24 protein-coding genes are annotated in these 24,595 nt (G+C 72.2%); 11 read left to right on the top strand and 13 right to left on the bottom strand.

Annotated elements, in window-relative coordinates; translation table 11 throughout:
- Positions 1-89: 89 nt before the first annotated feature.
- Positions 90-608 (top strand): pyridoxamine 5'-phosphate oxidase family protein, encoded by a 519-nt coding sequence (locus OG357_RS28520; RefSeq protein ID WP_329623872.1) that lies wholly within the window; start codon positions 90-92, stop codon positions 606-608.
- Entirely contained in the window at positions 605-1,036 is a 432-nt protein-coding gene (locus OG357_RS28515; RefSeq protein WP_329623871.1) for a VOC family protein, read from the top strand. The genes OG357_RS28520 and OG357_RS28515 overlap by 4 nt, the downstream gene beginning before the upstream one ends.
- On the opposite strand, the gene OG357_RS28510 is transcribed toward OG357_RS28515, so the two are convergent.
- The 3 genes from OG357_RS28510 to OG357_RS28500 all read right to left on the bottom strand — a co-directional run bounded on the left by OG357_RS28510 (position 963) and on the right by OG357_RS28500 (position 3,659).
- Positions 963-1,661, bottom strand: a complete 699-nt coding sequence (locus OG357_RS28510; protein WP_329623870.1) for a histone deacetylase — start codon at positions 1,659-1,661, stop codon at positions 963-965. The two genes, OG357_RS28515 and OG357_RS28510, sit on opposite strands and share 74 nt — an antisense overlap.
- Positions 1,662-1,691: 30 nt before the next feature.
- Positions 1,692-2,186 carry a GNAT family N-acetyltransferase gene (locus OG357_RS28505; RefSeq protein ID WP_329623869.1) on the bottom strand — a complete coding sequence of 165 codons (495 nt, stop codon included), beginning with the start codon at positions 2,184-2,186 and terminating at the stop codon, positions 1,692-1,694.
- A gap of 111 nt (positions 2,187-2,297) precedes the next feature.
- Positions 2,298-3,659 (bottom strand): glutamine synthetase family protein, encoded by a 1,362-nt coding sequence (locus OG357_RS28500; protein WP_015033133.1) that lies wholly within the window; start codon positions 3,657-3,659, stop codon positions 2,298-2,300.
- 289 nt (positions 3,660-3,948) lie between these two features.
- On the opposite strand from OG357_RS28500, the gene OG357_RS28495 reads away from it, so the two are divergent.
- From OG357_RS28495 to OG357_RS28480, 4 genes are all read left to right on the top strand, one after another.
- Complete coding sequence (locus OG357_RS28495) at positions 3,949-4,290, top strand: hypothetical protein (protein WP_329623868.1); 342 nt, start codon at positions 3,949-3,951, stop codon at positions 4,288-4,290.
- A gap of 70 nt (positions 4,291-4,360) precedes the next feature.
- Positions 4,361-5,008 (top strand): DUF3105 domain-containing protein, encoded by a 648-nt coding sequence (locus tag OG357_RS28490; protein WP_329623867.1) that lies wholly within the window; start codon positions 4,361-4,363, stop codon positions 5,006-5,008.
- A 41-nt stretch (positions 5,009-5,049) separates the two neighbouring features.
- Positions 5,050-5,676 carry a DUF305 domain-containing protein gene (locus OG357_RS28485; protein ID WP_443066826.1) on the top strand — a complete coding sequence of 209 codons (627 nt, stop codon included), beginning with the start codon at positions 5,050-5,052 and terminating at the stop codon, positions 5,674-5,676.
- A 143-nt stretch (positions 5,677-5,819) separates the two neighbouring features.
- Positions 5,820-6,239, top strand: a complete 420-nt coding sequence (locus OG357_RS28480; protein WP_329623866.1) for a CBS domain-containing protein — start codon at positions 5,820-5,822, stop codon at positions 6,237-6,239.
- Here the strand turns inward: OG357_RS28480 and OG357_RS28475 are convergent.
- From OG357_RS28475 to OG357_RS28465, 3 genes are read right to left on the bottom strand one after another with little or no spacing between them, the layout of a single operon-like run.
- A complete protein-coding gene (locus OG357_RS28475) occupies positions 6,224-7,129 on the bottom strand; it encodes an alpha/beta fold hydrolase (protein ID WP_329623865.1) in 906 nt (301 codons plus the stop codon). The genes OG357_RS28480 and OG357_RS28475 overlap by 16 nt on opposite strands.
- Entirely contained in the window at positions 7,126-7,809 is a 684-nt protein-coding gene (locus OG357_RS28470; protein WP_329623864.1) for a DUF998 domain-containing protein, read from the bottom strand. Before OG357_RS28470 ends, OG357_RS28475 begins: the two co-directional genes overlap by 4 nt.
- 25 nt (positions 7,810-7,834) lie before the next feature.
- Complete coding sequence (locus OG357_RS28465; protein WP_329623863.1) at positions 7,835-9,337, bottom strand: APC family permease; 1,503 nt, start codon at positions 9,335-9,337, stop codon at positions 7,835-7,837.
- Positions 9,338-9,451: 114 nt separating this feature from the next.
- Between OG357_RS28465 and OG357_RS28460 the strand changes: the two genes are divergently transcribed.
- Positions 9,452-11,221, top strand: coding sequence for an NAD+ synthase (locus tag OG357_RS28460; RefSeq protein ID WP_329623862.1), 1,770 nt, complete (start codon positions 9,452-9,454; stop codon positions 11,219-11,221).
- Here the strand turns inward: OG357_RS28460 and OG357_RS28455 are convergent.
- The 4 genes from OG357_RS28455 to OG357_RS28440 all read right to left on the bottom strand — a co-directional run bounded on the left by OG357_RS28455 (position 11,184) and on the right by OG357_RS28440 (position 16,275).
- On the bottom strand, positions 11,184-12,437 hold the full coding sequence (locus OG357_RS28455) for an MFS transporter (RefSeq protein WP_329623861.1): 1,254 nt from the start codon (positions 12,435-12,437) through the stop codon (positions 11,184-11,186). The genes OG357_RS28460 and OG357_RS28455 overlap by 38 nt on opposite strands.
- A gap of 120 nt (positions 12,438-12,557) precedes the next feature.
- Positions 12,558-13,586, bottom strand: coding sequence for an endonuclease/exonuclease/phosphatase family protein (locus tag OG357_RS28450; RefSeq protein ID WP_329623860.1), 1,029 nt, complete (start codon positions 13,584-13,586; stop codon positions 12,558-12,560).
- 222 nt (positions 13,587-13,808) lie between these two features.
- Positions 13,809-14,480, bottom strand: a complete 672-nt coding sequence (locus tag OG357_RS28445; protein ID WP_443066748.1) for a TetR/AcrR family transcriptional regulator — start codon at positions 14,478-14,480, stop codon at positions 13,809-13,811.
- A gap of 85 nt (positions 14,481-14,565) precedes the next feature.
- Positions 14,566-16,275: an MFS transporter gene (locus OG357_RS28440; RefSeq protein WP_329623859.1), complete on the bottom strand. Its 1,710-nt coding sequence runs from the start codon at positions 16,273-16,275 to the stop codon at positions 14,566-14,568.
- Between the two features lie 215 nt (positions 16,276-16,490).
- On the opposite strand from OG357_RS28440, the gene panB reads away from it, so the two are divergent.
- The 3 genes from panB to OG357_RS28425 all read left to right on the top strand — a co-directional run bounded on the left by panB (position 16,491) and on the right by OG357_RS28425 (position 19,332).
- The gene (gene panB, locus OG357_RS28435; RefSeq protein ID WP_329623858.1) at positions 16,491-17,354 is read left to right on the top strand and encodes a 3-methyl-2-oxobutanoate hydroxymethyltransferase; all 864 of its coding nucleotides are present in this window, start codon (positions 16,491-16,493) and stop codon (positions 17,352-17,354) included.
- A 119-nt stretch (positions 17,355-17,473) separates the two neighbouring features.
- Positions 17,474-18,466, top strand: coding sequence for an ATP-binding cassette domain-containing protein (locus OG357_RS28430; RefSeq protein ID WP_329623857.1), 993 nt, complete (start codon positions 17,474-17,476; stop codon positions 18,464-18,466).
- Entirely contained in the window at positions 18,463-19,332 is an 870-nt protein-coding gene (locus OG357_RS28425) for an ABC transporter permease (RefSeq protein ID WP_329623856.1), read from the top strand. The genes OG357_RS28430 and OG357_RS28425 overlap by 4 nt, the downstream gene beginning before the upstream one ends.
- A gap of 21 nt (positions 19,333-19,353) precedes the next feature.
- Here OG357_RS28425 and OG357_RS28420 read toward each other — a convergent pair whose 3' ends face one another.
- Positions 19,354-22,686 carry a BTAD domain-containing putative transcriptional regulator gene (locus OG357_RS28420; RefSeq protein WP_329623855.1) on the bottom strand — a complete coding sequence of 1,111 codons (3,333 nt, stop codon included), beginning with the start codon at positions 22,684-22,686 and terminating at the stop codon, positions 19,354-19,356.
- Between the two features lie 99 nt (positions 22,687-22,785).
- Between OG357_RS28420 and OG357_RS28415 the strand changes: the two genes are divergently transcribed.
- Complete coding sequence (locus OG357_RS28415) at positions 22,786-23,580, top strand: site-2 protease family protein (protein WP_329623854.1); 795 nt, start codon at positions 22,786-22,788, stop codon at positions 23,578-23,580.
- On the opposite strand, the gene OG357_RS28410 is transcribed toward OG357_RS28415, so the two are convergent.
- Both OG357_RS28410 and npdG read right to left on the bottom strand, forming a co-directional pair.
- Positions 23,577-23,822 carry a hypothetical protein gene (locus OG357_RS28410; protein WP_329623853.1) on the bottom strand — a complete coding sequence of 82 codons (246 nt, stop codon included), beginning with the start codon at positions 23,820-23,822 and terminating at the stop codon, positions 23,577-23,579. The two genes, OG357_RS28415 and OG357_RS28410, sit on opposite strands and share 4 nt — an antisense overlap.
- A gap of 24 nt (positions 23,823-23,846) precedes the next feature.
- Positions 23,847-24,572: an NADPH-dependent F420 reductase gene (gene npdG, locus OG357_RS28405; protein WP_329623852.1), complete on the bottom strand. Its 726-nt coding sequence runs from the start codon at positions 24,570-24,572 to the stop codon at positions 23,847-23,849.
- Positions 24,573-24,595 lie beyond the last annotated feature (23 nt).

Here is a 24,595-nt window from a genome sequence, read left to right as displayed (position 1 = left end):
GGGCACGGCCCGACCGATGAGTTCGGTCGGGCGGACCGGTCTCCCCTGTGTGGCCCTTCCCGTGGGCCACGGCGAAAGGACGGCCGGTCATGGATCCGCGTACTTCCCTCGACCCCCGCTACAGCGACCCGAAAGCGGCCCCGCGGCCCTGGTCCGACGCGGCCGCCCGGCTCGCGGCGGCCGAGGTCTTCTGGCTGACGACGGTCCGCCCGGAGGGCCGCCCGCATGTCACACCGCTCATCGCGGTCTGGTCGGCGGGGGCCCTGCACTTCTGCACCGGGCCGGACGAGCGCAAGGCCCGCAATCTCGCGGAGAACCCGTCGGTGGTCCTCACCACCGGCTCCCCCGCCCTCGACGAGGGCCTCGACCTCGTCGTCGAGGGCGAGGCGGTCCGGGTGACGGACGAGGAACGGCTGCGGGAGCTGGCGGAGGCGTACGTCGAGAAGTACGGCCCGCTTTGGCGATTCGAGGTGCGGGACGGTGCGTTCGTGGGCGACGGTGGTACGGCCCTGGTGTTCGCGGTCGCGCCTCGTACGGTCTTCGGCTTCGCCAAGGGTGAGCCGTTCGGCCAGACCCGCTGGCGTTTCGGAGCAGAGGAGCAGACGTGAACTGGACCCTGGAGGTCGTCCCGGTCCCCGTGACCGACATCGACCGGGCCAAGGAGTTCTACGGCGACAAGTGCGGCTTCAAGATCGACCTGGACAGCGAGGTGGCGCCGGGCGTGCGGATCGTCCAGGTGACGCCGCCGGGCTCGCGCTGTTCGATCGCGCTGCTGAGCGGCATGCCGGCGATGCCGGGCACGAAGGAGATGGCCCCCGGCACCCTGCACGGCCTCCAGCTCTGCGTCACGGACATCGAGGCGGCGCGGGCGGAGCTGGTGGGCCGGGGCGTCGACGTCTCGCCGGTGATGCACGTCGGCGCGACGGGCTGGGAGAACGGGAAGGGCGACACCTGGAACTCGTTCATGACCTTCGAGGACCCGGACGGCAACGGCTGGCTGGTCCAGGAGGCCCCGTCGGAGCTGTCGGAACGCTGAGGGCGGCGACGGCCTCCGCGGTCCAGTGCCCGGCCGCGCCGGGGCAGCCGGCGAGATAGGCGGCGACCTCGGCGGGCCGCCAGGCCCCGGCGTCGTGCAGCCCGGCGGCGAGGTACCGGAGGTACGCGGCGGAGGGCGGCCGCGGGGGCAGCGGCCGCGGGGCGGTGAAGGTGAGCACGGGCAGACCGTCCCTCTCACCGTCACCGTGATCGAGGAACCCGGCGCAGACGAGGGTCTCGTACCGCCCCGGCCCGAGTGAACAACGCCCGCTCGCGAGCACCTCCGTGAGGTCGAGGTCTTTGCCGGGCGGCCGGTACATCTCCTGCGCGGCGATGTCGGAGAACTGCCCGACGGTGAGCAGGTGGGCGACAGCCCAGGCGGTGCCGTCGGCGGCGGGGTCGTAGAAGGCCCGGCCGCCGCCCCACACGGGCGACTCGGTCGCGAAGTACACGCGCCCGGGCAGCAGGAGGGCCACGGAAGCCTCGGGCGCGCGCGGATCCCGGCACCCGGGAAAGGCCCGCGCGGCCCCGGGCGGCCGGCCGCCCGCGAGGTAGTACCCGAGGCGCTCGGCATGCGTGTTGGAGCCGTAGGCGGCGTACCAGACACGGGAGGGGACGTCCGACATGCCGACAAACGCTAGCGCGAACGGCAGCCCCTAGAACCCCACGTAGAAGTGGCGCAGCTTGTCGTCCTCGGCCACACAGGGCATCCCGGCGGCCTCCATCACCCGGTGGGAGGCCGGGTTGTCGAGGTCGGCGTCCCCCTTCACGCCTTCGGCGCCGGCCTGCCGGGCGATCTCAAGGAGCGCCCGCAGCGCCTCGGAGGCGTACCCGTTCCCGCGCGCCCCGGGCACGAGCCCGTACCCGATGGTGGCGACCCCGAGCTCGTCCGGCGGCCCGTGGAACCCGATCCCGCCGACGGTGACCCCGCTTTCGAGGAGCCGTATCGTGTAGGGCCGGAACACCCCCGGATCCCCCCGCTCGGCAACCCCCCGCAGAAATCCGGTGCTCGACCGCACGTCCCCGTCCCCGGGATACCCGTCCCCCCAGAGGTCCTGGTCCGCAGGCTCACGAGCGACGATCCGCTCGGCCTCCCCCACGCTCAACGGATGCAGTACGAGCCGCTCGGTGGCGACAGAAGTGATCTTCACCGGTGCAGTCTGATCCGCCCCCGCCCACCGGGCAACGCATTTCCTCCGCCTCCGGCAGCCGGCAGCCGGCAGGCCGATGGCCGACCGCCACCGGCCCGGATCGTCGGCCCCTTACAGCACCGGGAGGTTCTTGCGGAGTTCGAAGGCGGTGACCTCGCTCCGGTACTCCTCCCACTCCTGCTTCTTGTTGCGGAGGAAGAAGTCGAAGACGTGCTCGCCGAGCGTCTCCGCGACCAGTTCGCTCTTCTCCATCAGGGCGATCGCCTCGCCCAGGTTCTGCGGGAGCGGCTCGATGCCCATCGCGCGGCGTTCCGCGTCGGAGAGGGCCCAGACGTCGTCGTCGGCGCCTGCCGGGAGTTCGTAGCCCTCTTCGATGCCCTTGAGGCCGGCCGCGAGGAGGACCGCGTACGTCAGGTAGGGGTTGGCGCCCGAGTCGATGGAGCGGACCTCGACGCGGGACGAACCCGTCTTGCCCGGCTTGTACATGGGGACGCGGATGAGGGCCGAGCGGTTGTTGTGGCCCCAGCAGATGTACGAGGGGGCCTCCCCGCCCGAGCCGGCCGTGCGGGAGGAGCCGCCCCAGATGCGCTTGTACGAGTTGACCCACTGGTTGGTGACGGCGGAGATCTCGCCCGCGTGCTTCAGGAGGCCCGCGATGAAGGAGCGGCCCACCTTGGAGAGCTGGTACTCGGCGCCCGACTCGTAGAAGGCGTTCCGGTCGCCCTCGAAGAGCGACAGGTGCGTGTGCATGCCCGAGCCCGGGTAGTCCGAGAACGGCTTCGGCATGAAGGTGGCCTGGACGCCCTGCTCCAGGGCGACCTGCTTCATGACCAGGCGGAACGTCATGATGTTGTCCGCCGTGGAGAGGGCGTCCGCGTAGCGGAGGTCGATCTCCTGCTGGCCCGGCGCGCCCTCGTGGTGGGAGAACTCCACCGAGATGCCCATCGATTCGAGCATCGTGATCGCCTGGCGGCGGAAGTCCATGCCCACGTTCTGCGGGGTGTGGTCGAAGTAGCCCGAGTTGTCGGCCGGGGTGGGCCGCGTGCCGTCGAGCGGCTTGTCCTTCAGGAGGAAGAACTCGATCTCGGGGTGCGTGTAGAAGGTGAAGCCCAGGTCCGAGGTCTTGGCCAGGGCCCGCTTCAGGACGTAGCGCGGGTCCGCGAAGGACGGCGACCCGTCCGGCATCAGGATGTCGCAGAACATCCGCGCCGTACCCGGGGCCTCGGCGCGCCACGGCAGGATCTGGAAGGTCCCCGGATCCGGCTTGGCGATCATGTCCGATTCGTATACGCGGGCGAAGCCCTCGATCGCCGAGCCGTCGAACCCGATGCCCTCGTCGAAGGCCTGCTCAAGCTCGGCGGGCGCCACGGCCACCGACTTCAGGAAGCCCAGCACGTCGGTGAACCACAGGCGTACGAAGCGGATGTCGCGCTCCTCGAGCGTACGGAGCACGAATTCCTGCTGCTTGTCCATTTCCACACCCATCCTTGCTGGTCAGGCCGCCTGCTCCCACCGCCTCCGATACATCGGGGGGCACCTGAGCATCCCACCACATGGTTTCGCGCACGTTGCGTACCCATAGTGCCTGCTCGGGTGTGACGCAGGTAACGGGAGGGCGGCGGACGGCGGTCGTCCGATCGTGTCGTGGCCGTTCACCGGCACCGATTGGTACCCCATTCGGCCCACAGAGGGTCCGCGCCCACTACGATCTGCGCCCATGGGGGCCACGCGGCTCGTACGCCTGTTCCGACACGCGCGTCCCATGGCACTGGTGAGTGCCGTGGCGACGCTCCTCGCCGCGCTCTTTGTCTGTCTGGGTCCCGGGCCCGGTACCGATCCGCATCACGCGGCGACGCCGGACACGTACGGCGCGCGGGCCTCGACGGTCGTGGCCGAGTACATCTGTCCGTACGACCGCGGCGGCTGCTCCCTCGTCCCCTCCCTCTCCCCCGCGGTGCTCAGTGCGCCCCCGCTCGACCCCCCGCTCCACGCGGAGGGCCGGCTGCCGCGCCTCGACCCGCCCGCCGGTGACGGCCCGGCCCGCCACCCCGGCGTCCGGCCGCGCGCGCCGGACCTGCACGTCCTTCAGGTTCTCCGGACATAGGGGCACCCCTCCCCCCCCTTGTGTCTCGCTCCGAACTCCACCCCCCTCTCTCCAGAAGGACGACATCACCATGGCCGCCAACCGCTCCTCCAACGCCGACCGCCGCGCCCGAATAGAGGAGATGCGCCGCGCCGAGCAGGCCCGCGAGCGTCGCAACCGCTTCATCACCATCGGCGTCTCCGGGGTCGTCGTCCTCGGCCTCGTCGGCTTCGGCACCTTCGTGCTGATGAAGAAGTCCGACGAGCAGGACGCGAAGGAGGCCGCCGCCAAGGCCCCCATCAAGGCCGAACAGACCTGGGACGCGAAGAAGCTCGGCCGCAACCACGTCGAGACCGCCGTGAAGTACGACATGAAGCCGCCGGTCGGCGGTGACCACCACCCGGTCTGGATGAACTGCGACGGCGTGGTCTACGACAAGGCCGTCAACGAGGTGAACGCCGTGCACTCGCTGGAGCACGGTGCCGTCTGGGTGACGTACAACAAGCAGGCCGACAAGGCCGACGTGGCGAAGCTGTCCGAGAAGGTCGGCAAGACCAAGTACACGCTGATGAGCCCCGTGGACGACCAGGCCGGGGCGATCATGCTGTCCGCCTGGGGCAAGCAGGTGACCGTGGACAGCGCCGGCGACCCGCGGATCGACGCCTTCTTCACGAAGTACGTGCAGGGCCCGCAGACCCCCGAGCCGGGCGCCGCCTGCACCGGCGGGGTCGGTCAGTGAGCGAGGTGAGCAGGGAGGCCGAGGAGGAGTTCGTGCCTTCCGTGCGGCGCGGGCCCGGGCGGACGCAGTGGGCGGCGATCACCGCCGTCGCGCTCGCGCTGCTCTTCGCCGGGGGCGCCTTCACGGTCGCCTCCGCCGAGCGCGACGAGGCGCCGCGTACCCCCGCCACGGACTCCGCGGACGCCGGCTTCGCCCGGGACATGTCCGTCCACCACCAGCAGGCCGTCGAGATGTCGTTCATCGTCCGGGACCGCACCCGGGACGAGTCGGTGCGCCGGCTCGCGTACGACATCGCCAACACCCAGGCCAACCAGCGGGGCATGATGCTCGGCTGGCTGGACATGTGGGGGCTGCCCAAGCTCCAGTCCGGGGTCGAGCCGATGACCTGGATGGGCATGGGCACGGGCGGTGGTGCGGACGGCGCGCTGATGCCCGGCATGGCGACCAACGCGCAGATGGACGCCTTGCGCAAGGCGAGCGGCCGGGAGGCCGAGGTCCTGTACCTGAAGCTCATGACCGAGCACCACAAGGGCGGGGTCCACATGGCGCAGGGCTGCGTGCAGAAGTGCGCCCCGGGCGTCGAGCGCGATCTCGCCCAGGGCATGGTCGACGCGCAGCAGTCCGAAATCCTGCTGATGGCGGACATGCTCAGGAAGCGCGGAGCCTGATCCCGCGGAGCCGTGCGGGCCTGATCCCGCACGGCCGTCCGGCCCCCGTGACCCGCTGCGGTCGCGGGGGCCGTGTCGTGCGCCGACAATGAGTGGGCTCGGGGACGTTCGTGTGACGACGTTCGACGAAAGGTACGCAGCTCATGACCACGGCGAAGGACATCATGCATCCCGGGGCCCAGTGGATCCCGGCACACGAGACGCTCGACCGCGCCGCGCAGATGATGCGCAACCTGAACGTGGGCGCGCTGCCCATCGCCGACGAGAACGAGCGGCTCTGCGGCATCATCACGGACCGCGACATCGTGGTCGGCTGTGTGGCGATGGGCCACGATCCGGCGAAGATCACCTGCGGCGAGATGGCGAAGGGCACGCCCCGCTGGGTCGAGGCCGGCGCCGACGTGGGCGCGGTCCTGGAGGAGATGCAGAGCCACCAGATCCGTCGGCTGCCCGTCATCGAGGGCAAGCGGCTCGTCGGCATGATCAGCGAGGCCGACCTGGCCCAGCATCTGTCGGACGAGCAGATCAAGGCGTTCTGCACGAGCGTCTACGCCGCGACCTGACCTGGGTGCAGCACCGCTCGGGCCACCGCGTCCGGGCGGTCCACCATGACCAGATGGCCCGACGGCACGACCGCCTCGTAGGAGGCGTCGAGCCGTCGGGCCAGCGCGCGTTGGCGGCGTTCCCAGCGGGCGGATCCGTCGGGGGCGGCGAGGACGGTGACGGGCAGGCCGGGCGGGAGGGGGAAGCGGTCCCGGAGGTCGAGGAGCTCGGCGGCGACGGCGCCGTAGTGGGCGTTCTCCAGGAGGGCGCCGCGCAGGACGCGTGAGGTGCGGTAGACGCGGCGGATCAGTGCGCCGGGCGCCGGGTCTCTCCGTACGGCCGCCCGGCGGACCGCCGGGCCGAGTGCGGCCGGCACCCCGGCGGCCGAGAGCGCCCTGCCGAGAGCCTGGGACACCGCGGCCGTACGGGAGGGGCGGGGGTGCTCCTCCACCGAGGAGTCGACGAGGACGAGTGCGGCGGTACGGGTGGGGTGGAGGCGCGCGAAGGCCTCCGCGTGGAAGCCGGCGAGGGAGTGGCCGACGACGGTGACGGGGCCGACGGGGCCCTGGCGGCCGTCGCGCCCGACGAGTGCGCCGCCGAGCCCGTCGAGTGCGTTGCGTGCGCCGCCGAGCCCGTCGAGTGCGTTGCGTGCGCCCAGCGCGCCCAGCGCGTCCAGGAGCGAGGCGATCCGGTCCGCCTCGCCCGCCGCCGTCGGCGGGGCTACGGCCGGGGCCGAGAGGCCGAGGCCGGGGCGGTCGAAGCGGACGACCGTGCGGTACGGGGCGAGCAGCGGCACGACCGGGTCCCAGTCGAACCAGCTCAGGCCGAGACCGGCGCTCAGGACGACGACGGGCCCCGAGCCCTCGACGACCACGTGGTGGGCCACTCCCCCGATCCGTACGAAGGTCATCGCGCCCGCCTTCGCGCGAGGGAGCCGGCGAGGACCGCGAGCCACACGGCCACCAGGAGGACCTGGAGCCGCTGGCCGACGCCGAGCGCCCACGTGCCCCTGCCGGCCTCGAAGGCGGCGACGGCCGCCAGGGTCCAGGCGGTGGCGGCGAGCTCCAGGACGACGAGGGCGGGGCCGGTACGGGCGAGGGGGCCCCAGTGGCCGTAGCGGCGGGCGGCCACGGTCAGGGCGACCATCGCGGCGACGGCGCCGGTCATGGCGAGGCTCGAACTGACGGTGTGGGCCAGATGGGTGGCGGGCACGAGGCCGGCGGTCTCGCGCGCCGCGCACTCCGGGTCGGCGGTGGGGGCGCAGCTGAGCGGGAGCTGCGAGTCGGCGGCGGTGGCGGCCCCGAAGACGGCGAGGGCGATCCAGCCGCCGAGCGCCCAGGGCTCGTGTCTCCGGGGTCTGCCGGTCGTGGCGAGTCCGGTCAGCGCGCCCGCGAGGACGAGGAGGCCGGCCGCCAGGTCGGTGGCGCGGAAGAGGCCGCCGAGGGGCTGGTCGGCGGCGGCGAGTTCGGAGACGTACGTCCGGACCGGGTCGAGCCCGGTCCGGACGAGGACTTCGAGGAGCCAGGCGGTGTACGCCAGCGCGCCGAGGCCCAGGAGGACCGCAGCCGCTCTCGTCGCCCTTCCGGGCACCTTTCCGGGCACGGTGGTTCGAACGTCAGGACGTACCGGAAGGTTCCCCGTGGTCGGCCCCTTGGTCGGTCCTGTGGTCGGGGTGGACCCAGCCGGGCTTGCGGTACTTGAGGAGCGCGGCCGGGATGGCGATGCCGAGGACGAACAGGCCGCCGCCGACGATGAGCAGGTAGCGCCAGAGCGGCTGGTCGCCGAACTGGTCCGGCGGGACGAAGCCGATGACGAGCGCGGCGACCGAGGCGACGAAGCCGATGCCGGCGACCCACTGGACGGCGGGGACGCGGAAGCCGCGTTCGACGTCCGGTTGGCTCCGGCGGAGCTTGACGACGGCCACGAACATCAGGAGGTACGCGATCAGGTAGATCTGCACGGTGATGACGGAGAACATCCAGTAGGCGCTGGAGACGTTGTCGCTGAAGGCGTACAGGACGCCGATCAGGGTGGTGACGACGCCCTGCGCGATCATGATGTTCTGCGGGACGCCGTTCCTGTTGAACTTCTGGAGCGCGGGCGGCAGATAGCCCTCCTGCCGGGAGAGCAGGACGAGGCCCTTCGCGGGTCCGGCGAGCCAGGTGAGCATGCCGCCGAGGGCGGCGCAGACCAGCATGATGCCGACGACCTTGGTCATCCAGCCGATGGAGAAGTGGTCGAAGAAGGCCTGGAAGGCCTGCATGAGACCGGCGGTGAGGCTGAGCTGCGCGGAGGGCATGACCCAGGCGATGGCGAGGGCCGGAAGGATGAAGATCAGCAGGACGAGGCCGGTCGCCAGGAACATCGACTTCGGGTACTCGCGCTTGGGCTCGCGCAGTGAGGAGACGTGCACGCCGTTCATCTCCATGCCCGCGTAGGACAGGAAGTTGTTGACGATCAGGACCAGGCTCGCGAGGCCGGTCCACGGCGGGAGCCAGTGGTCGGCGGTCATGGGCTGCGCGGAGGGGTTGCCCTGGCCGAGGAAGACCATGCCGAGGACGACGAGCAGCACACCGGGGACGAGGGTGCCGATGATCAGGCCGAAGGAGGAGAGCCCGGCGATCGCCTTCGTCCCGCGCGAGGAGATCCAGACCCCGCTCCAGTAGACGACGACGATGACGATCGCGACGTAGACGCCGTTCTCGGCCAGGGAGGGGTCGATGACGTACGCGAAGGTCGAGGCGACGTACGCGAGCAGGCTCGGGTAGTACGCGATGGTCATGGCGAACTGGCACCAGACCGCGAGGAAGCCCAACGGCTTGCCGAGGGCCTCGCTGACCCAGCGGTAGATGCCGCCGGACCAGCCGGAGGCGAGCTCGGCGCCGACGAGGGCGGTGGGGAGCAGGAAGACGATGGCCGGGAGCAGGTAGAGGAAGATCGCGGCGAGGCCGTAGATGGCCATCGACGGCGAGGGCCGCAGGCTCGCGACGGACGCGGTGGTCATGAAGGCGAGCGTCAGCCACGAGATGAACTGCCGCTTCGTGCCGTCGTCCTGGACCGTTACGGTGTCGCCGGCGGCCGGCCGTGCCGACTCCGCCGGGTCGTCAGTGGTCGTCATGGGCCCATGATCAGCGGGGCGGGGGCGGGCCGCATGTCGAGCTGGCGCGGTCCCGGGCAGCCGGTCGGGGCGTTTTCCGGGACATCGCGTCGGTGTGACGATTACACTGGCCGGGTGCCTCAACTACGCCTCGCCCTGAATCAGATCGACTCGACCGTCGGAGACATCGCCGGGAACGCCGAGGCGATCGTCCACTGGACCCGGCACGCCGCCGGACAGGGCGCGCATCTCGTCGCGTTCCCCGAGATGGCGCTGACCGGCTACCCCGTCGAGGACCTGGCCCTGCGGCCCTCCTTCGTCGAGGCCTCCCGGGAGGCCCTGCGCGGGCTCGCCAGGCGCCTCGCCGACAAGGGATTCGGCGAGCTGCCGGTCGTCGTCGGCTACCTCGACCGCTCCGAGCGGGCCGAGCCGAAGCTCGGCAGGCCCGCCGGCTCGCCGGAGAACGCCGCGGCCGTGCTGTACCGCGGCGAGGTGGCGCTGCGCTTCGCCAAGCACCACCTGCCCAACTACGGCGTCTTCGACGAGTACCGCTACTTCGTCCAGGGCGACACGCTGCCGGTCGTCCGCGTCCACGGCGTCGACGTGGCCCTGGCGATCTGCGAGGACCTCTGGCAGGAGGGCGGCCGCGTCCCGGCGGCGCGCGCCGCGCGGGCCGGGCTGCTCCTGTCGGTCAACGCCTCGCCGTACGAGCGGAACAAGGACGACACGCGGCTCGAACTGGTCCGCAGGCGGGCCCGCGAGGCCGGCTGCGTCACGGCGTACCTGGCGTCGACGGGCGGTCAGGACGAGCTGGTCTTCGACGGCGACTCGATCGTCGTGGACGCGGCGGGCGAAGTGATCGCGCGCGCCCCGCAGTTCGTCGAGGGCAGTGTGATCGTCGACCTGGAGCTGCCGGCGGCCGACCCCGAGGCCCCGGAGGGGGTCGTCGGCGACGTCGACGGGTTGCGGATCGACCGGGTCGTGCTCTCCGAGAAGCCGCTGCCCGCGTACGAGCCGGAGCTCGCGGGCGGATACGCGCACCGGCTCGACGACGACGAGGAGGTCTACTCGGCCCTGGTCGTGGGGCTGCGCGCGTACGTCGCGAAGAACGGCTTCCGCTCGGTCCTGATCGGTCTCTCCGGCGGCATCGACTCGGCGCTCGTCGCGGCGATCGCCTGCGACGCGGTCGGCGCGGGGAACGTGTACGGCGTGTCGATGCCGTCCCGGTACTCCTCCGACCACTCGCGCGGCGACGCCGCCGAGCTGGCCCGCCGCACCGGCCTGAACTACCGCACGGTGTCGATCGAGCCGATGTTCGACGCGTACATGGCGTCGCTGGGTCTCACCGGTCTCGCCGAGGAGAACCTCCAGTCCCGGCTGCGCGGCACGACGCTGATGGCGATCTCCAACCAGGAGGGGCACATCGTCCTCGCGCCGGGCAACAAGTCCGAGCTGGCGGTGGGCTACTCGACGCTGTACGGCGACTCCGTCGGCGCGTTCGGGCCCGTCAAGGACGTCTACAAGTCGACCGTCTTCCGGCTCGCGCGCTGGCGCAACCGGGCCGCCGAGGACCGCGGCATGACCCCGCCGATCCCGGAGAGCTCGATCACCAAGCCGCCCAGCGCCGAGCTGCGCCCCGGGCAGGTGGACACGGACTCGCTGCCGGACTACGACGTCCTCGACGGGATCCTCGCGCTGTACGTGGACGCGGACCGCGGCAAGGACGAGATCGTGGCGGCCGGCTACGACGAGGAGGTCGTCGCGCGCACCCTGCGGATGGTGGACGCGGCGGAGTACAAGCGGCGCCAGTACCCGCCGGGCACCAAGATCTCGGCGAAGGGCTTCGGCAAGGACCGGCGGCTGCCGATCACGAACCGCTGGCGGGAGACGACGCCGTCCCGCTGACCGCCCTGCCGGTGCCGGTGCCGGTGTCGAGGGGGCTTCCCGCCACTACGCGGGAGGCCCCCTCCGCCGTACCGGGGGCGCGGTCGAGCAGGCCCGCGACCGCCGCGATCGCGAGGCCCACGACGGTGAGGCCCGCGCCGACGAGGGCCGGGGAGGTCCAGCCCCAGCCGGCGGCGACGGCGGCCCCGCCCGCCCAGGCGCCGCCCGCGTTGGCGAGGTTGAAGGCGGAGTGGTTGGAGGCGGAGGCCAGGGTAGGGGCGTCCTTGGCCTTCCGCATGACCAGCATCTGGAGCGGGGTGGTGGTCATGAAGCCGACCGCGCCGAGCACGACGACCGTGACGAGGGCCAGCCACGGCACGTGGACGGTGAAGCGGAACGCGACCAGGGCGAGGACGAGGGCCGCGAGCGAGCCGTACAGGGTCGGGCGGAGCGCCCGGTCGGTCAGCGGGCCCGCGGCGAGCGCCCCGCCGGTCATGCCGAGGCCGAAGAGGGCGAGGACGATCGTGACGGTGGAGTCGCCGAAGCCCATCACCTCGGTGGTCATCGAGGCGAGGTACGAGTAGACCGCGAAGACGCCCGCGAAGCCGAAGACGGCGGTGAGCAGGCCGAGCAGCACCTGCGGGCGGCCGAGGGCGCGCATCTCGCGGCCGAGGCCCTGCCGCTCGTCCAGGGGGACGTACGGGACGAGGCGGGCGAGCGCCGCCATGGCGACCAGGCCGATGACGGTGACGACGAGGAAGGTGGCCCGCCAGCCGAGGTGCTGGCCGAGGAGGGTCGCGGCCGGTACGCCGAGGATGTTGGCGACGGTGAGGCCGAGGAACATCGTGGCCACCGCCCGCGCCTGCCGGTCCTCGGGCACGAGGCGGGCGGCGACGACCGCGCCGACGCCGAAGAATGCCCCGTGCGGCAGCCCGGCGAGGATCCGTCCTGCGACGAGCCAGCCGAAGCCGGGGGCGAGCGCGGAGGCGAGGTTGCCGACGACGAACAGGGCCATCAGCAGGAGCAGCATCCGCTTGCGCGGGATCCGGGAGCCGAGGGCCGTGAGCAGCGGGGCGCCGACGACCACGCCGATCGCGTACGCCGAGACGAGGTACCCGGCGGTGGGGACGGAGGTGCCGAGGTCGTCGGCGACGTTGGGCAGGAGGCCCATCATCACGAACTCGGTCGTGCCGATGCCGAAGGCGGAGACGGCGAGCGCGAGCAGCGCCAGGGGCATGGGGAGAGCCTTTCCGGAGTGTCCCGAAGATAGTTCTTCGTCGGAACAAAGACTCTCAGGTGGATTCTTCCCGGTGGCTTCCGGGGGATGAAGGGAAGGTTTCGACCGGGATCCCGGATCTCAGAGTTTCACGCGGGCGGCGATCGGGAGGTGGTCGCTGTTCGTCTCCGGCAGCGCCCAGGACGACATCGGCTCCACGCCCCTCACCATGATCTGGTCGATGCGGGCCATCGGGAACGAGGCCGGCCAGCTGAAGCCGAAGCCGTCGCCCGCCGCGCCCTGGGTGGAGCGCAGCTGCGAGGTGACGGCGTTGAGCGAGCGGTCGTTCATGGTGCCGTTGAGGTCGCCGAGGAGGACGATCCGCTCGTGCTTGTCGCGGGCGATGGCCTCGCCGAGCGCGTTGGCGCTGTTGTCGCGCTGATTGGCGGTGAAGCCGGCGTTCAGCTTGACCCGGACGGACGGCAGGTGGGCGACGTACACCGCGACCTCGCCCTGGGGGGTCACCACGTCGGCGCGCATGGCGCGGGTCCAGCCCATCCGGATGTCGACGGGCTGCGCGGCGCGCAGGGGGAGCTTGCTCCAGAGGCCGACCGTGCCCTGGACGGAGTGGTACGGGTACGCCTCCGCGAGGCCCCGCTCGTACGTCGGGACCATGTCGCCCTTGAGCTCCTCCAGGGCCAGCACGTCGGCGCCGGACGCGGCGAGCTTGTCGGCGGTGCCCTCGGGGTCCGGGTTGTCGGCGTTCACGTTGTGGGTGGCGACGGTCAGGTCGCCGCCGGGAGTCGACTTGTCGGCGACGAGGCCGCCGAAGAGATTGAGCCAGACCACGGCCGGCAGCAGCAGGGCGATCAGGGCGGTGGCGGAGCGGCGCACCAGGGCGAGGACGAACAGCAGGGGGACGAAGAGGCCCAGCCACGGCAGGAACGTCTCGGTCAGGCTGCCGAGGTTGCCGATCGTGTTGGGGATCTCGGCGTGGAACACCATCAGGAGGGTCAGCGCCACCGCCGTGGCGGCGATCAGGATGCCCCGGCGCCAGATGCCGCGGTCGCGCCGGAAGCCGTCGAGCGCGGTCCGGAACCGGGATCCGGAACCGGGACGCCCGGTCCCGTCGCCGCCGTATTCGGTCTCCGTCATGTCCACCCGCGCCATCGCACTGTCCTCACTGCTGCCTTGCCGTCTTGCGTGACCCGGTGCCGACACTAGGCGATCCCGGGTCCGTCGTACTCCCCCAGGGACGAGACTGGTGCGTGGCGGGTTCCTGCAGGTGGCGCGGGTGGCGTCCCTGTGACAGAACGCGCACATTCGTACGGGTCGGGTGCACGTCGGGTGAGGATCGGGTGCGGGCCGGGTGCGGGCCGAGTGCGGGCCGGATCAGGTGCGGGGGCGCAGGCCTTCGAGGACGGTGTCGACGATCCGCTCGGCGAGGCCGGGCTCCAGGGTGCCGCCGGGGCGGATGACGGTACGGAGGAGCAGGGGGCCCGTGAAGAGGTCGTTGACGAGCTCGACGTCGAGGTCGTCGCGGATCTCGCCCCGCTCCATCCCCCGCCGCACCGCGTCCAGGCCGAGGCGGCGGCGCGGCTCGATCACGGTGTGGTGGTACGTGTCCCACAGCTTCGGATAGAGCTGCATCTGCGAGAACACGTTGTGCAGGAGGGCGGAGGTCCGCTTGGCGAGGCCCCGCTGCCGGATCGACTCCAGGAGCGTGACGAGGTCGTCCCGGACCGAGGTGCCGGGCAGCACCGGGTCCGGGAGCTCCACGGAGCGGAGCAGGTCGACGAAGAGCTCCTCCTTGCCGGGCCAGCGCCGGTAGATGGTGGCCTTGCCGACGCCGGCGGTGCGGGCGAGCTTCTCGATGGACAGCTCGGCGAGCGGGGTGCCGCCCTCCAGGAGCGCGATGGCCGCGTCGAAGATCGCCTGCTCGGCGGCCTCGCTCCGCGGCCGGCCGCGCCGGGCGGGCCCCGCCTCGGGGCCCGGGCCTCCGCAGTCCACGGGGCGCGGCCCGTCGTCGTGGGGTTCCGGGGTCCCGCCGTCCTGCAGCGACACGTGCGCTCCGCCTCTCCTCCGGTGACCGTCCGTCGGTCTGTGGGCTCGCAGACCTCCGGGCCTGTCGGTCTGTCGGCCTGTCGGTCTATCGACGGGCCGATTCTCCCGCCTCGGCGCCGGGCGCGGGTACGGAGGCCCGCCGGGCGCCGCCGTCCGGAGCGGCCGCACCGTCCGGGGCCGGAGCCGTGCCCGGGGCCGCTCCCGGCGCCGCGCCGTCCGGCGCGGCGCCCCGCGGCGTACGGCCCGGGAGGAAGGCAGCCACCACGGCCGCGCCGACGAGGGCGATCACCGCCGAGGCGATCGCCGTGACGTGCATGGCGTCGAGGAAGGCGTCGTACGCGGGGGCCACGAGGTTCCGGCCGGCCGGGCCGAGCTTCTCCGCGACCGCGAGCGTCGCCTCGATGGACTCGCCCGCCGTGTCGCGCAGGGCTGCCGGGACGCCGCCGAGGTGTCCCTCGATCTCGCCGCGGTACTGGGAGGAGAGCACCGAGCCGAGGACGGCCACGCCCATGGCGCCGCCGACCTGCCGGAAGGTGTTGTTGACGGCCGAGCCCGAGCCCGCCTTCTCGCGGGGCAGCGCCTGCATGATCGCGACCGTGACCGGCGGCATGATGTGTGCCATTCCGGCGCCCTGGAGGAAGAAGACGACCTCCATCGCCCAGATCGGCGTCGAGGCGTCGAAGAGGGCGAAGGCGGCGAGGCCCGCGGCGACGAGCAGCATGCCGGCGGTGCACACGGCCTTCGCGCCGAAGCGGTCCACGACGAGCCGCGCCCGGGGCGCGAACACCATCTGGGCGACGGCGAGCGGCAGGATGAGCAGCCCGGACTGCAGCGCGCTGTAGCCGCGCACGCTCTGCAGGTAGAAGGCGGAGAAGAAGGTCACGCCCATGAGGGCGAAGAAGACGAGCGCGATCGCGGCGACGGCCGCCGAGAACGCGGGCTTCCTGAAGTACGCCATGTCGATGGCCGGGTGGTCGCTGCGCCGCTCGTGCAGGACGAAGAGGGCGAGGACGCCGAGGCCGCCGAGGACCGGGGCGAGGACGGTGAGGTCGGTGAAGCTCGCCAGCTCGCCGCCGCGGATGATCCCGTACACGAGGAGGACGAGTCCGAGGACGGAGAGCAGCACGCCGGGTATGTCGATCCGGCCCGGCTTCGGGTCCCTGGAGTCGGGGACCAGCCACATCATGAGCGCGAGGGCGAGGAGCACGACGGGCACGTTGACGAGGAAGATCGATCCCCACCAGAAGTGTTCGAGCAGGATGCCGCCGGTGATCGGTCCGATCGCGATGGCGAGGCCGACGCTGCCGGCCCAGATGCCGATGGCCTTGGGCTGCTCGTCCCGCTCGAAGACGTTCATGAGGACGGCGAGGGTCGCGGGCATGACGAACGCGGCGCCGAGGCCCATGACGGCCCGGTAGGCGATGAGCTCGCCCGGGGAGCCGGAGAAGGCGGCGAGGGCGGAGCCGATGCCGAAGACGGTGATGCCGAAGAGCAGCACCTTCTTGCGGCCGAGGCGGTCGCCGAGCAGGCCGGAGGTGAAGAGGAGGCCGGCGAAGACGAGCGTGTAGGAGTTGATCGACCACTCCAGCTCGCTCTGGGTGGCGCCGATGCCGGTGGGCGCGGGGGCGGCGATCGTCTTGACCGCGACGTTCAGGATCGAGTTGTCGAGGACGACGATCAGCAGGCTGAGCATCAGGACGCCGAGGACGGCCCAGCGGCGCCGGTGGACGGCCTCGGGGACTCGGGGCGGGGCGAGGGCAGGGGAAGGACCGGGAGCAGGGGACGGCTGCGACATGCCGACCACCCTAACCTCATTTCGATACGAGACCGTCTCGTATCGAAAAGCATGACGGAGGCTTTACGTTGCGCCGACCCGTCGCGCCTACACGTCACGCCCGTGTGAAGAGCGCCACTCCGGCCCACTTCCCCGCCCGCCCGGCGAAGTGCCACCATGGATGTGGTCCGGGGACGCCGTCAGGGCGCCTCGAGATGACGAAGGAGCCGTTTCCCATGACGCTTCAGGCTGCCCAGAAATCACCCGCCGACAGCAGCAAGGCGCTGTACGGCGGCAAGGGCACGCGCCGCATCACCGTCCACGACATCGCCGCCGCCAAGGCCCGCGGCGAGAAGTGGCCCATGCTCACCGCCTACGACGCGATGACCGCCTCCGTCTTCGACGAGGCCGGCATCCCCGTGATCCTCGTCGGCGACTCGATGGGCAACTGTCACCTCGGCTACGAGACCACCGTGCCGGTCACGATGGACGAGATGACGTTCCTCTCCGCCGCCGTCGTCCGGGGCACGAAGCGCGCCCTCGTCGTCGGCGACCTCCCCTTCGGCTCGTACCAGGAAGGGCCCGTCCAGGCCCTGCGCAACGCCACCCGGCTGATCAAGGACGCGGGCGTCCACGCGGTCAAGCTGGAGGGCGGCGAGCGTTCCCTGGCCCAGACCGAGCTGCTCGTCCAGGCCGGCATCCCCGTCATGTCCCACCTCGGCCTCACCCCGCAGTCCGTCAACACGATGGGCTACCGGGTGCAGGGCCGTACCGACGAGGCCGCCCACCGGCTGCTCAGCGACGCCAAGGCGGCACAGGACGCGGGCGCCTTCGCGGTCGTCCTCGAACTCGTACCGGCCGAGCTGGCCGCCGAGGTCACCCGCTCGCTGCACATCCCGACCGTCGGCATCGGCGCGGGCGCCGGCACCGACGCGCAGGTCCTCGTCTGGACCGACATGGCCGGTCTGACCGGCGGCAAGGTCCCGCGCTTCACCAAGCAGTACGCCAACCTCCGCGAGACGCTCGGCGACGCCGCGCGCGCCTTCGCGGAGGACGTCTCCGGCGGGGAGTTCCCCGCCGAGGAGCACACCTTCCACTAGATCCACAGCCAGCCCCCCGGAGCCACTGCGGCACCTCCGACAGCCCGCCGACATCCCCCATCGGCGGGCTGTCGGTCGTCTGTCGGGGGATTGTCGGTGGCGGCTGGTGTAGTACTGCCATGACGCGATCACACACCAACGCCGTCGAGGTCCGGGGCCTCGTGAAGCACTTCGGCGCGACGAAGGCCCTCGACGGGGTCGACCTGGACGTCCGGGAGGGCACCGTCCTCGGGGTCCTCGGACCGAACGGCGCCGGGAAGACCACCCTCGTCCGCTGCCTGTCCACCCTCCTCGTCCCGGACGCCGGGACCGCCACCGTCGCCGGCTACGACGTGGTGAAGCACCCCCGCCAGCTGCGCCGCACCATAGGCCTCACCGGCCAGTACGCCTCGGTCGACGAGAAGCTCTCCGGCTTCGAGAACCTCTACATGATCGGGCGGCTGCTCGACCTGTCCCGGCAGGACGCCCGCCGCCGGTCCGACGAGATGCTGGAGCGCTTCTCGCTGACCGACGCCGCCAAGCGGCCCGCGATGACCTACTCCGGCGGTATGCGCCGCCGGCTCGACCTCGCCGCCTCGATGATCGGACAGCCCTCCGTCCTCTACCTGGACGAGCCGACGACCGGTCTCGACCCGCGCACCCGCAACGAGGTGTGGGACGAGGTCCACCGGATGGTCTCCGAGGGCGTCACCGTCCTGCTGACCACGCAGTACATGGAGGAGGCCGAGCAGCTCGCGAGCGAGCTGACCGTCGTCGACAAGGGCAAGGTCATCGCCAAGGGCGGGGTCGACGAGCTCAAGGCGAAGGTCGGCGGCCGGACCCTGAAGATCCGCCCGGTCGACCCGGGCCAGCTGCCCGCGATGGCCGCCGCGCTCCGCGAGACCGGTCTCGACGGCATCGCCGGCTCGACCGTCGTGCCCGACGAGGGCGCGCTGTACGTGCCGATCCTCACCGACCAGCAGCTGACCGCCGTCGTGGCGCTGCTCGGCGCCCGCGGCTTCGGCATCGCCCACATCGGGACCCATCTGCCCAGCCTGGACGAGGTGTTCCTCGCGATCACCGGCCAGAAGACCGACGTGTCCGACGCGATCAGCGAGGAGGTCGCCGCATGAGCACGACCACGACCACCACGACCACTGCCGCCAAGTCGCCCGCCGACGGGCCGAGGACGGCTCCGGCGCGCCCCGCGCCGTCCGCCGAGGGCCGGATCGGGCTGCGGGCCAATCTCCGCCACATCGGTGCGCTGGCCCGCCGCAACGCCCTCCAGATCAAGCAGGACCCGGAGTCGATGTTCGACGCCGTCCTGATGCCGATCATCTTCATCCTGCTGTTCGTGTACGTCTTCGGCGGCGCCATCTCGGGCAAGGGCAACAACGACGTCTACGTCAACTACGTGACGCCCGGCCTGATGGCGATGATGGGCATGAACATCGCCATGGCCGTCGGTGTGGGCATCAACGACGACTTCAAGAAGGGGGTCATGGACCGGTTCCGGACGATGCCGATCGCCCGGTCCTCCGTCCTGATCGCGAAGATCGTCGTCGAGGTCGGCCGGATGCTGATCGCCACCGCGATCCTGCTCGGCATGGGCTTCCTGCTCGGCCTGGAGATCCACACCTCGGTCCTCCACCTCTTCGCCGCCATCGGTCTCTCGATGGTCTTCGGAGCCTCGCTGATGTGGATCTTCATCCTGCTCGGGCTCACCCTCAGCACGGCCCAGGCCGTCCAGGGCATGGCGATGCTCGTCCTGATGCCGCTCCAGTTCGGCTCGTCGATCTTCGCCCCGACGACGTCGATGCCGGGCTGGCTGGAGACCTTCACCGACTACAACCCGCTGTCGAACCTCGCCGACGCCGCCCGCAACCTGATCAACGGCGGTCCGGTCGCCCACTCGGTGTGGATGACCCTCGGCTGGGCGGTGGTGATCACGGTCGTCACGGCGCCGCTCGCGGTCACCAAGTTCCGCAAGAAGGTCTGAGCGGCGCCCCGGATACGGGGTTCAGGACTCGGCGCGCTCACTGATCGCGTCGGCAGCGCGGCCGAGCAGGGCGGCGGTCTCTTCCATGGAGAGGCCGCCGCCTTCGGCGTATGCCGCCACGAACTCGGCCTCGCCGAGGACGGACCTGACAGTCTCCGTCGCTTGGTCCAGGTTCTCCCGCTCCAGCGGCGGCGCCAGGTGCCCCGGCGGCACCAGGCCTTCCCGGGCGCCGAGCAGCACCGCACCGGTCCGCGCCTCCGCTCCGCCGAGACCTCCCAACGCCCAGGCCGCAGTGGCGAGATGGACCGTCGGCATCTGCGGGGCGACCATCATCGACAGCGGGCCGAGGGAACGCTCGTACCCCTGCGCGGCGAGGTCCAGGGCGGAGGCGTACCGCCCGTCCACATTGTCCAGCCAGCCCAGGCTGCCGAGCGTGAAGCCCTCGAAGATGGAGAGGGTCTCGGAGCCGAACTCCCCCCGCAGCGCGAGCAGGTGCTCGCGGGCCTCGGCGGTCCTGCCGGTGCGGCCGAGCGCCATGCCGAGGAACAGCCGGGCGCCGAGCAGGGGTTCGTGGCCCCAGGTGTGTCCGCCCTCCACGATCTCGCGGAGGATCGCCTCCCCCTCGTCGATCCGCCCGAGCTGGACGAGGATGTCGGCGTACCGGGCCCGCAGCAGGGCCGTCTGCGACTGCGCGCCGATCTTCTCCGCGTAGCCGATGGCGGCGGCGAAGTCCTCGGCCGCGTCCTCGAATTCGAGCCGGCGCTCGCGGGCCTCCCCGCGGGCGGAGAGCGCCTCGGCCGCGCCCCAGGCATCGCCGAGGCGGACGAAGATCTCCAGGCCCTCGTCGGCGTCGGCGCCCGCCTCGACGGCCCAGTCGGCCCGGTTGGCGAACATGTTGGCGCGCAGCTGGAGGGCGTTGGCGAGCTCCCAGTCGTAGCCGTGGCGACGGCAGGCCTCGACGGTCGTGTCGAGGATCCCGCGGAGCCGGCCGGCCTCGCCGATGAGGAGGATAGCGAAGACGGCGAAGGAGCCGGGCAGCCGGCAGGTCTGGGGCAGCCCGGGCTCGTAGACGGTGGTCATCTCACGGAGCCGGTCCACGCCCTCGGGGCTGGTCCAGCGTCCGGTCTCGTGGTCCATGTTGAGGAGCTCGACGAGCCGCACCCCGCGCCGGGCCTCCCAGCGGTGCTCCTCGGAGAGCGGCGGCGGCGCGGCCGTGCACGGCTCGTGGAGGGGGACGACGGGGGCGGCGGGCGGCGTGAACGGGTCGGGCCCGAGGCCGGCGGCGGCCCGGGCCCAGTGCAGGGCGTCGGTGCGCAGGTCGCGCATCTGCCAGTACCAGAGCAGGGAGTGGACGAGGACGAGCGCCTCGTCCTCGTCGCGGGCGGCGACGGCCCGGCGCAGGGCGGTGCGGAGGTTGCCGTACTCGGTCCCGAACCGGGTGATGGCGGCGACCTGTCCGGCACCGCGGAGCTCGGGGTCGGTACGGCGGGCCAGCTCGCGGTAGTACGTGAGGTGGCGCCGCTCGGTCGCCGCCCGCTCACCGGCCTCGTCCAGCCGCTCCCCCGCGTACTCCGCCACCGTCTCAAGCAGCCGGAACCGCATCCCCTCACCCTCGGGACCCGGCCCCGCGACCACGAGCGACTTGTCGACAAGGGCACCGAGGACGTCCAGGACGTCACCATCCCGGTCTTCGGCGCACACCATCTCCACCGCCGCCAGATCACACCCGCCCGTGAACACCGCGAGCCGCCGCAACACCGCCCGCTCCGCCCCGTCCAGCAACTCCCACGACCAGTCCACCACCGCCCGCAACGTCTGCTGACGCGGCAACACCGTCCGCGCCCCCGACGTCAACAACCGGAAACGATCGTCAAGCCGCTCCGCGATCTGCCGCACCGACAACAACCGCAACCGCGCCGCAGCCAACTCGATCGCCAACGGCAACCCGTCAAGACGACGACACACCTCCTCCTCCGCCCCCGGATCGTCCCCGACCCGGAAACCCGGCCGCGCCGCCGCACCCCGCTCACCCAGAAGCCGCAACGCCATCTCCACCGGCAACGGCCCCAGCGGACTCAGCACCTCCCCCGGCACCCCCAACGGCTCCCGGCTCGTCGCCAGGACCCGCAGTCCGGGGCAGCGGGCGAGGAGGGCCTCGGCGAGCTCGGCGGCGGCCGCGACGAGGTGCTCGCAGTTGTCGAGGAGCAGCAGCATCCGCCGCCCGGCGCAGTGCTCGACGAGCCGGTCGAGCGGGTCGCCCCCGCCGCGCAGTTCCTCGGCGCCCGCGCCGCGCAACACGGTCTCCCGGGCGCCGACGGCCGCGAGTACGGCCTCGGGGACGGCCTCCGGGTCGGTGACGGCGGCGAGTTCGGCGACCCACACGCCGTCCGGCCAGGCCTCGGCCCCGCGCTCGGCCGCCTCCTGCGAGAGCCGGGTCTTCCCGGCGCCGCCGGGCCCGAGGAGGGTGACGAGCCGGGCCGTCCGCAGGGACTCCTGGAGGGCGGTGATGTCCTCGTCCCGCCCGACGAAGCTGGTGAGCCGGGCGCGGAGGTTCCCGGGCACGGGCGGCTTCGGCGGCTTCGACGCCTCCGGCTTCGCGGGCGGCGCGGGCGGTGCGGGCGACGCGGGCGGTGCCGGGGCGAGCAGCTCCGCGTGGAGGGTGCGCAGGGCCGGGGAGGGGTCGGTGCCGAGGCGGTTGGCGAGGGCGCGGCGGACCGACTCGTACGCGGCGAGCGCCTCGGCCGCGCGGCCGGTGTCCCGCAGGGCCCGGATACGGAGGGCCTGGAGGGGCTCGTCGAGCGGGTGGGCGGCGCTGAGGGCGGTCAGTTCGGGGAGGGCGGCGGCCGCCTCGCCCAGGGCCAGGGCTGCGCCGAGCCGGGCGCGGCGGGCGTCGAGACGGCGGGCTTCCCAGCGGCCGGCCTCGGCGTCCCGGTCCGGCAGGTCGGCGAGGGCGGAACCGCGCCACAGGCCGAGCGCCTCGTCGAGGAGCGCGGCGGCCCGCACGGCGTCCCCACCGGAGAGGGCGGCCACGCCCTCGGCCGCGAGCCGCTCGAAGCGGTGGGCGTCGACGTCCTCGGGCCGGGCGTCGAGCCGGTAGCCGCCGTCGGCCGAGATCACCGCGGTACGGCCGAGGGCCCGGCGCAGCCGCCCGACGAGCGCCTGGAGCGCGGCGACCGCGTCGGCGGGCGGCTCGTCGCCGTACCAGACCTCGTCGACGAGGTCGGGCACGGGCACGGTCCGGCCGGCCCGCAGGGCGAGGACGGTCAGCAGCGCGCGCACCCTCGGGCCGCCGACGGTCACGTCGGCGCCGTCGGGCGTATGGGCGAGGGTCGGGCCGAGCAGGGAGTAGCGCACGCCCCCCATTCTCCGCGAGAAGCCCCCCACGTCCGGAACCCGGCCGGTACCCGGTACGTTTCCCGCACACCAGCCCTCCGGCCCACGGGAGTCTCCGCGATGAGCACGGCCACCACTCGGCGTCACGAACGGCGGATCAGTCCCGTCTTCCTGGCGATCCTCGCCGTCATGGCCGTCACCGGCTGGGCGGTGTGGACGGACTTCGCCGCCTCGCCCGGCCTGGCGGTGTTCCTCTTCGTGACCTCGGCCTGGGTGGTGTCGCTCTGCCTCCACGAGTACGCGCACGCCCGCACCGCCCTGCACGGCGGCGACATCACGGTCGGGGCCAAGGGCTATCTGACCCTGAACCCGCTCGCGTACACGCACGCGTGGCTGAGCATCATCCTGCCGGTGCTGTTCGTGATCATGGGCGGGATCGGTCTCCCTGGCGGGGCTGTCTTCATCGAGCACGGCCGGATCAAGGGGCGCTGGAAGCACAGCCTGATCTCGGCGGCGGGCCCGCTGGCGAACGTCCTGTTCGCGCTGGTCTGCACGGCGCCGTTCTGGCTGGACGCGCTGGACGGCGTGCCCGTGGGCTTCCGGTACGCGCTGGCGTTCCTGGCGTTCCTCCAGGTGACGGCCGCGCTCCTGAACTTCCTGCCGGTGCCGGGCCTCGACGGCTACGGGGTCGTGGAGCCCTGGCTCTCGTACAAGCTGAAGCGGCAGATCGAGCCGTACGCGCCGTACGGCTTCTTCATCGTGATCGCGCTGCTGTTCGTGCCGGCGGTCAACGGCGCCTTCTTCGACGCGATCGACGCGCTGATGCGGTCGCTCGGGGTGCCGGAACTCTCCCGCTACTGCGGCTCGCAGCTGTTCCGGTTCTGGCAGGACACCCCGGAGTTCTGCCAGGTCTAGCCCTGTGCGGCTGCGGCTGCCTGCTTCTCGACCTTCGCGCGGCGGATGTAGTACCACGCCATGTTCGAGGAGAGGCCCGCGAGGAGGACCCAGATCACGCCCAGGAAGCTGCCCTGGACGAAGGAGACGACGGCCGCGGCGACGGCCAGGGCGCAGACCACGAGGGCGTAGAGGGCGAGGCGGGGCATGGGGGACGGCTCCTGTCCGGGTACGGCTGCTGGTGCCCGTCCAGTGTCCCCCATGCCGCGCGCCCGGCCGGGACCGGCTCAGATGTCGGTGACCCGGAGTCCCGCGTGGGCCTTGTAGCGGCGGTTGACCGAGATCAGGTTCGCGACGAGCGACTCGACCTGGTGGGCGTTGCGCAGGCGGCCGGCGAAGACGCCGCGCATGCCCGGGATGCGGCCGGCGAGGGCCTGGACGAGCTCGACGTCGGCGCGCTCCTCGCCGAGGACCATCACGTCCGTGTCGATCTCGTCGAGGGAGGCGTCCTGGAGGAGGACGGCGGACAGGTGGTGGAAGGCGGCGGCCACCCGGGAGTCCGGCAGGAGCGCGGCGGCCTGCTCGGCGGCGGAGCCCTCCTCGGGCTTGAGGGCGTAGGCGCCCTTCTTGTCGAAGCCGAGGGGGTTGACGCAGTCCACGACGAGCTTGCCCGCGAGCTCCTCGCGCAGGGACTCCAGGGTCTTGGCGTGCCCGTCCCACGGCACCGCGACGATCACGATGTCGCTGCGACGGGCGCACTCGGCGTTGTCGGCGCCCTCGACGCCGAAGCCGAGCTCGTCGGCGACGGCCTGCGCCCGGTCGGCGGCGCGGGAGCCGAGGATCACCTTCTGGCCGGCCTTGGCGAGCCGGTAGGCGAGGCCGCGGCCCTGCTCGCCGGTGCCGCCGAGGACGCCGACGACGAGCCCGGAGACGTCGGGGAGGTCCCACGGGTCCTTGGGGGCGGGCTTGGAGGCAGCGGCGGTGGAGCCGGTCGAGCCGGTCGAGGAAGTCATGGCCCCGACATTACCGACCGGTC

Source organism: Streptomyces sp. NBC_01255, assembly GCF_036226445.1.
Lineage (GTDB): Bacteria > Actinomycetota > Actinomycetes > Streptomycetales > Streptomycetaceae > Streptomyces.
Note: the sequence above shows the minus strand (reverse complement) of the source record. Positions and strands in the feature narration are given on the sequence as shown.

What these genes read in the sequence shown, in the direction of transcription:
- OG357_RS28410 (WP_329623853.1), bottom strand. Translation starts at nt 23,822, where the DNA reads ATGGGGGACACTGGACGGGCACCAGCAGCCGTACCCGGACAGGAGCCG.
- OG357_RS28425 (WP_329623856.1), top strand. Translation starts at nt 18,463, where the DNA reads ATGAGCACGACCACGACCACCACGACCACTGCCGCCAAGTCGCCCGCC.
- OG357_RS28510 (WP_329623870.1), bottom strand. Translation starts at nt 1,661, where the DNA reads ATGTCGGACGTCCCCTCCCGTGTCTGGTACGCCGCCTACGGCTCCAAC.
- OG357_RS28475 (WP_329623865.1), bottom strand. Translation starts at nt 7,129, where the DNA reads ATGACCTTCGTACGGATCGGGGGAGTGGCCCACCACGTGGTCGTCGAG.
- OG357_RS28440 (WP_329623859.1), bottom strand. Translation starts at nt 16,275, where the DNA reads ATGTCGCAGCCGTCCCCTGCTCCCGGTCCTTCCCCTGCCCTCGCCCCG.
- OG357_RS28450 (WP_329623860.1), bottom strand. Translation starts at nt 13,586, where the DNA reads ATGGCGCGGGTGGACATGACGGAGACCGAATACGGCGGCGACGGGACC.
- panB (WP_329623858.1), top strand. Translation starts at nt 16,491, where the DNA reads ATGACGCTTCAGGCTGCCCAGAAATCACCCGCCGACAGCAGCAAGGCG.
- OG357_RS28480 (WP_329623866.1), top strand. Translation starts at nt 5,820, where the DNA reads ATGACCACGGCGAAGGACATCATGCATCCCGGGGCCCAGTGGATCCCG.
- OG357_RS28500 (WP_015033133.1), bottom strand. Translation starts at nt 3,659, where the DNA reads ATGGACAAGCAGCAGGAATTCGTGCTCCGTACGCTCGAGGAGCGCGAC.
- OG357_RS28495 (WP_329623868.1), top strand. Translation starts at nt 3,949, where the DNA reads ATGGCACTGGTGAGTGCCGTGGCGACGCTCCTCGCCGCGCTCTTTGTC.
- OG357_RS28415 (WP_329623854.1), top strand. Translation starts at nt 22,786, where the DNA reads ATGAGCACGGCCACCACTCGGCGTCACGAACGGCGGATCAGTCCCGTC.
- OG357_RS28455 (WP_329623861.1), bottom strand. Translation starts at nt 12,437, where the DNA reads ATGCCCCTGGCGCTGCTCGCGCTCGCCGTCTCCGCCTTCGGCATCGGC.
- OG357_RS28520 (WP_329623872.1), top strand. Translation starts at nt 90, where the DNA reads ATGGATCCGCGTACTTCCCTCGACCCCCGCTACAGCGACCCGAAAGCG.
- OG357_RS28490 (WP_329623867.1), top strand. Translation starts at nt 4,361, where the DNA reads ATGGCCGCCAACCGCTCCTCCAACGCCGACCGCCGCGCCCGAATAGAG.
- npdG (WP_329623852.1), bottom strand. Translation starts at nt 24,572, where the DNA reads ATGACTTCCTCGACCGGCTCGACCGGCTCCACCGCCGCTGCCTCCAAG.
- OG357_RS28465 (WP_329623863.1), bottom strand. Translation starts at nt 9,337, where the DNA reads ATGACGACCACTGACGACCCGGCGGAGTCGGCACGGCCGGCCGCCGGC.
- OG357_RS28430 (WP_329623857.1), top strand. Translation starts at nt 17,474, where the DNA reads ATGACGCGATCACACACCAACGCCGTCGAGGTCCGGGGCCTCGTGAAG.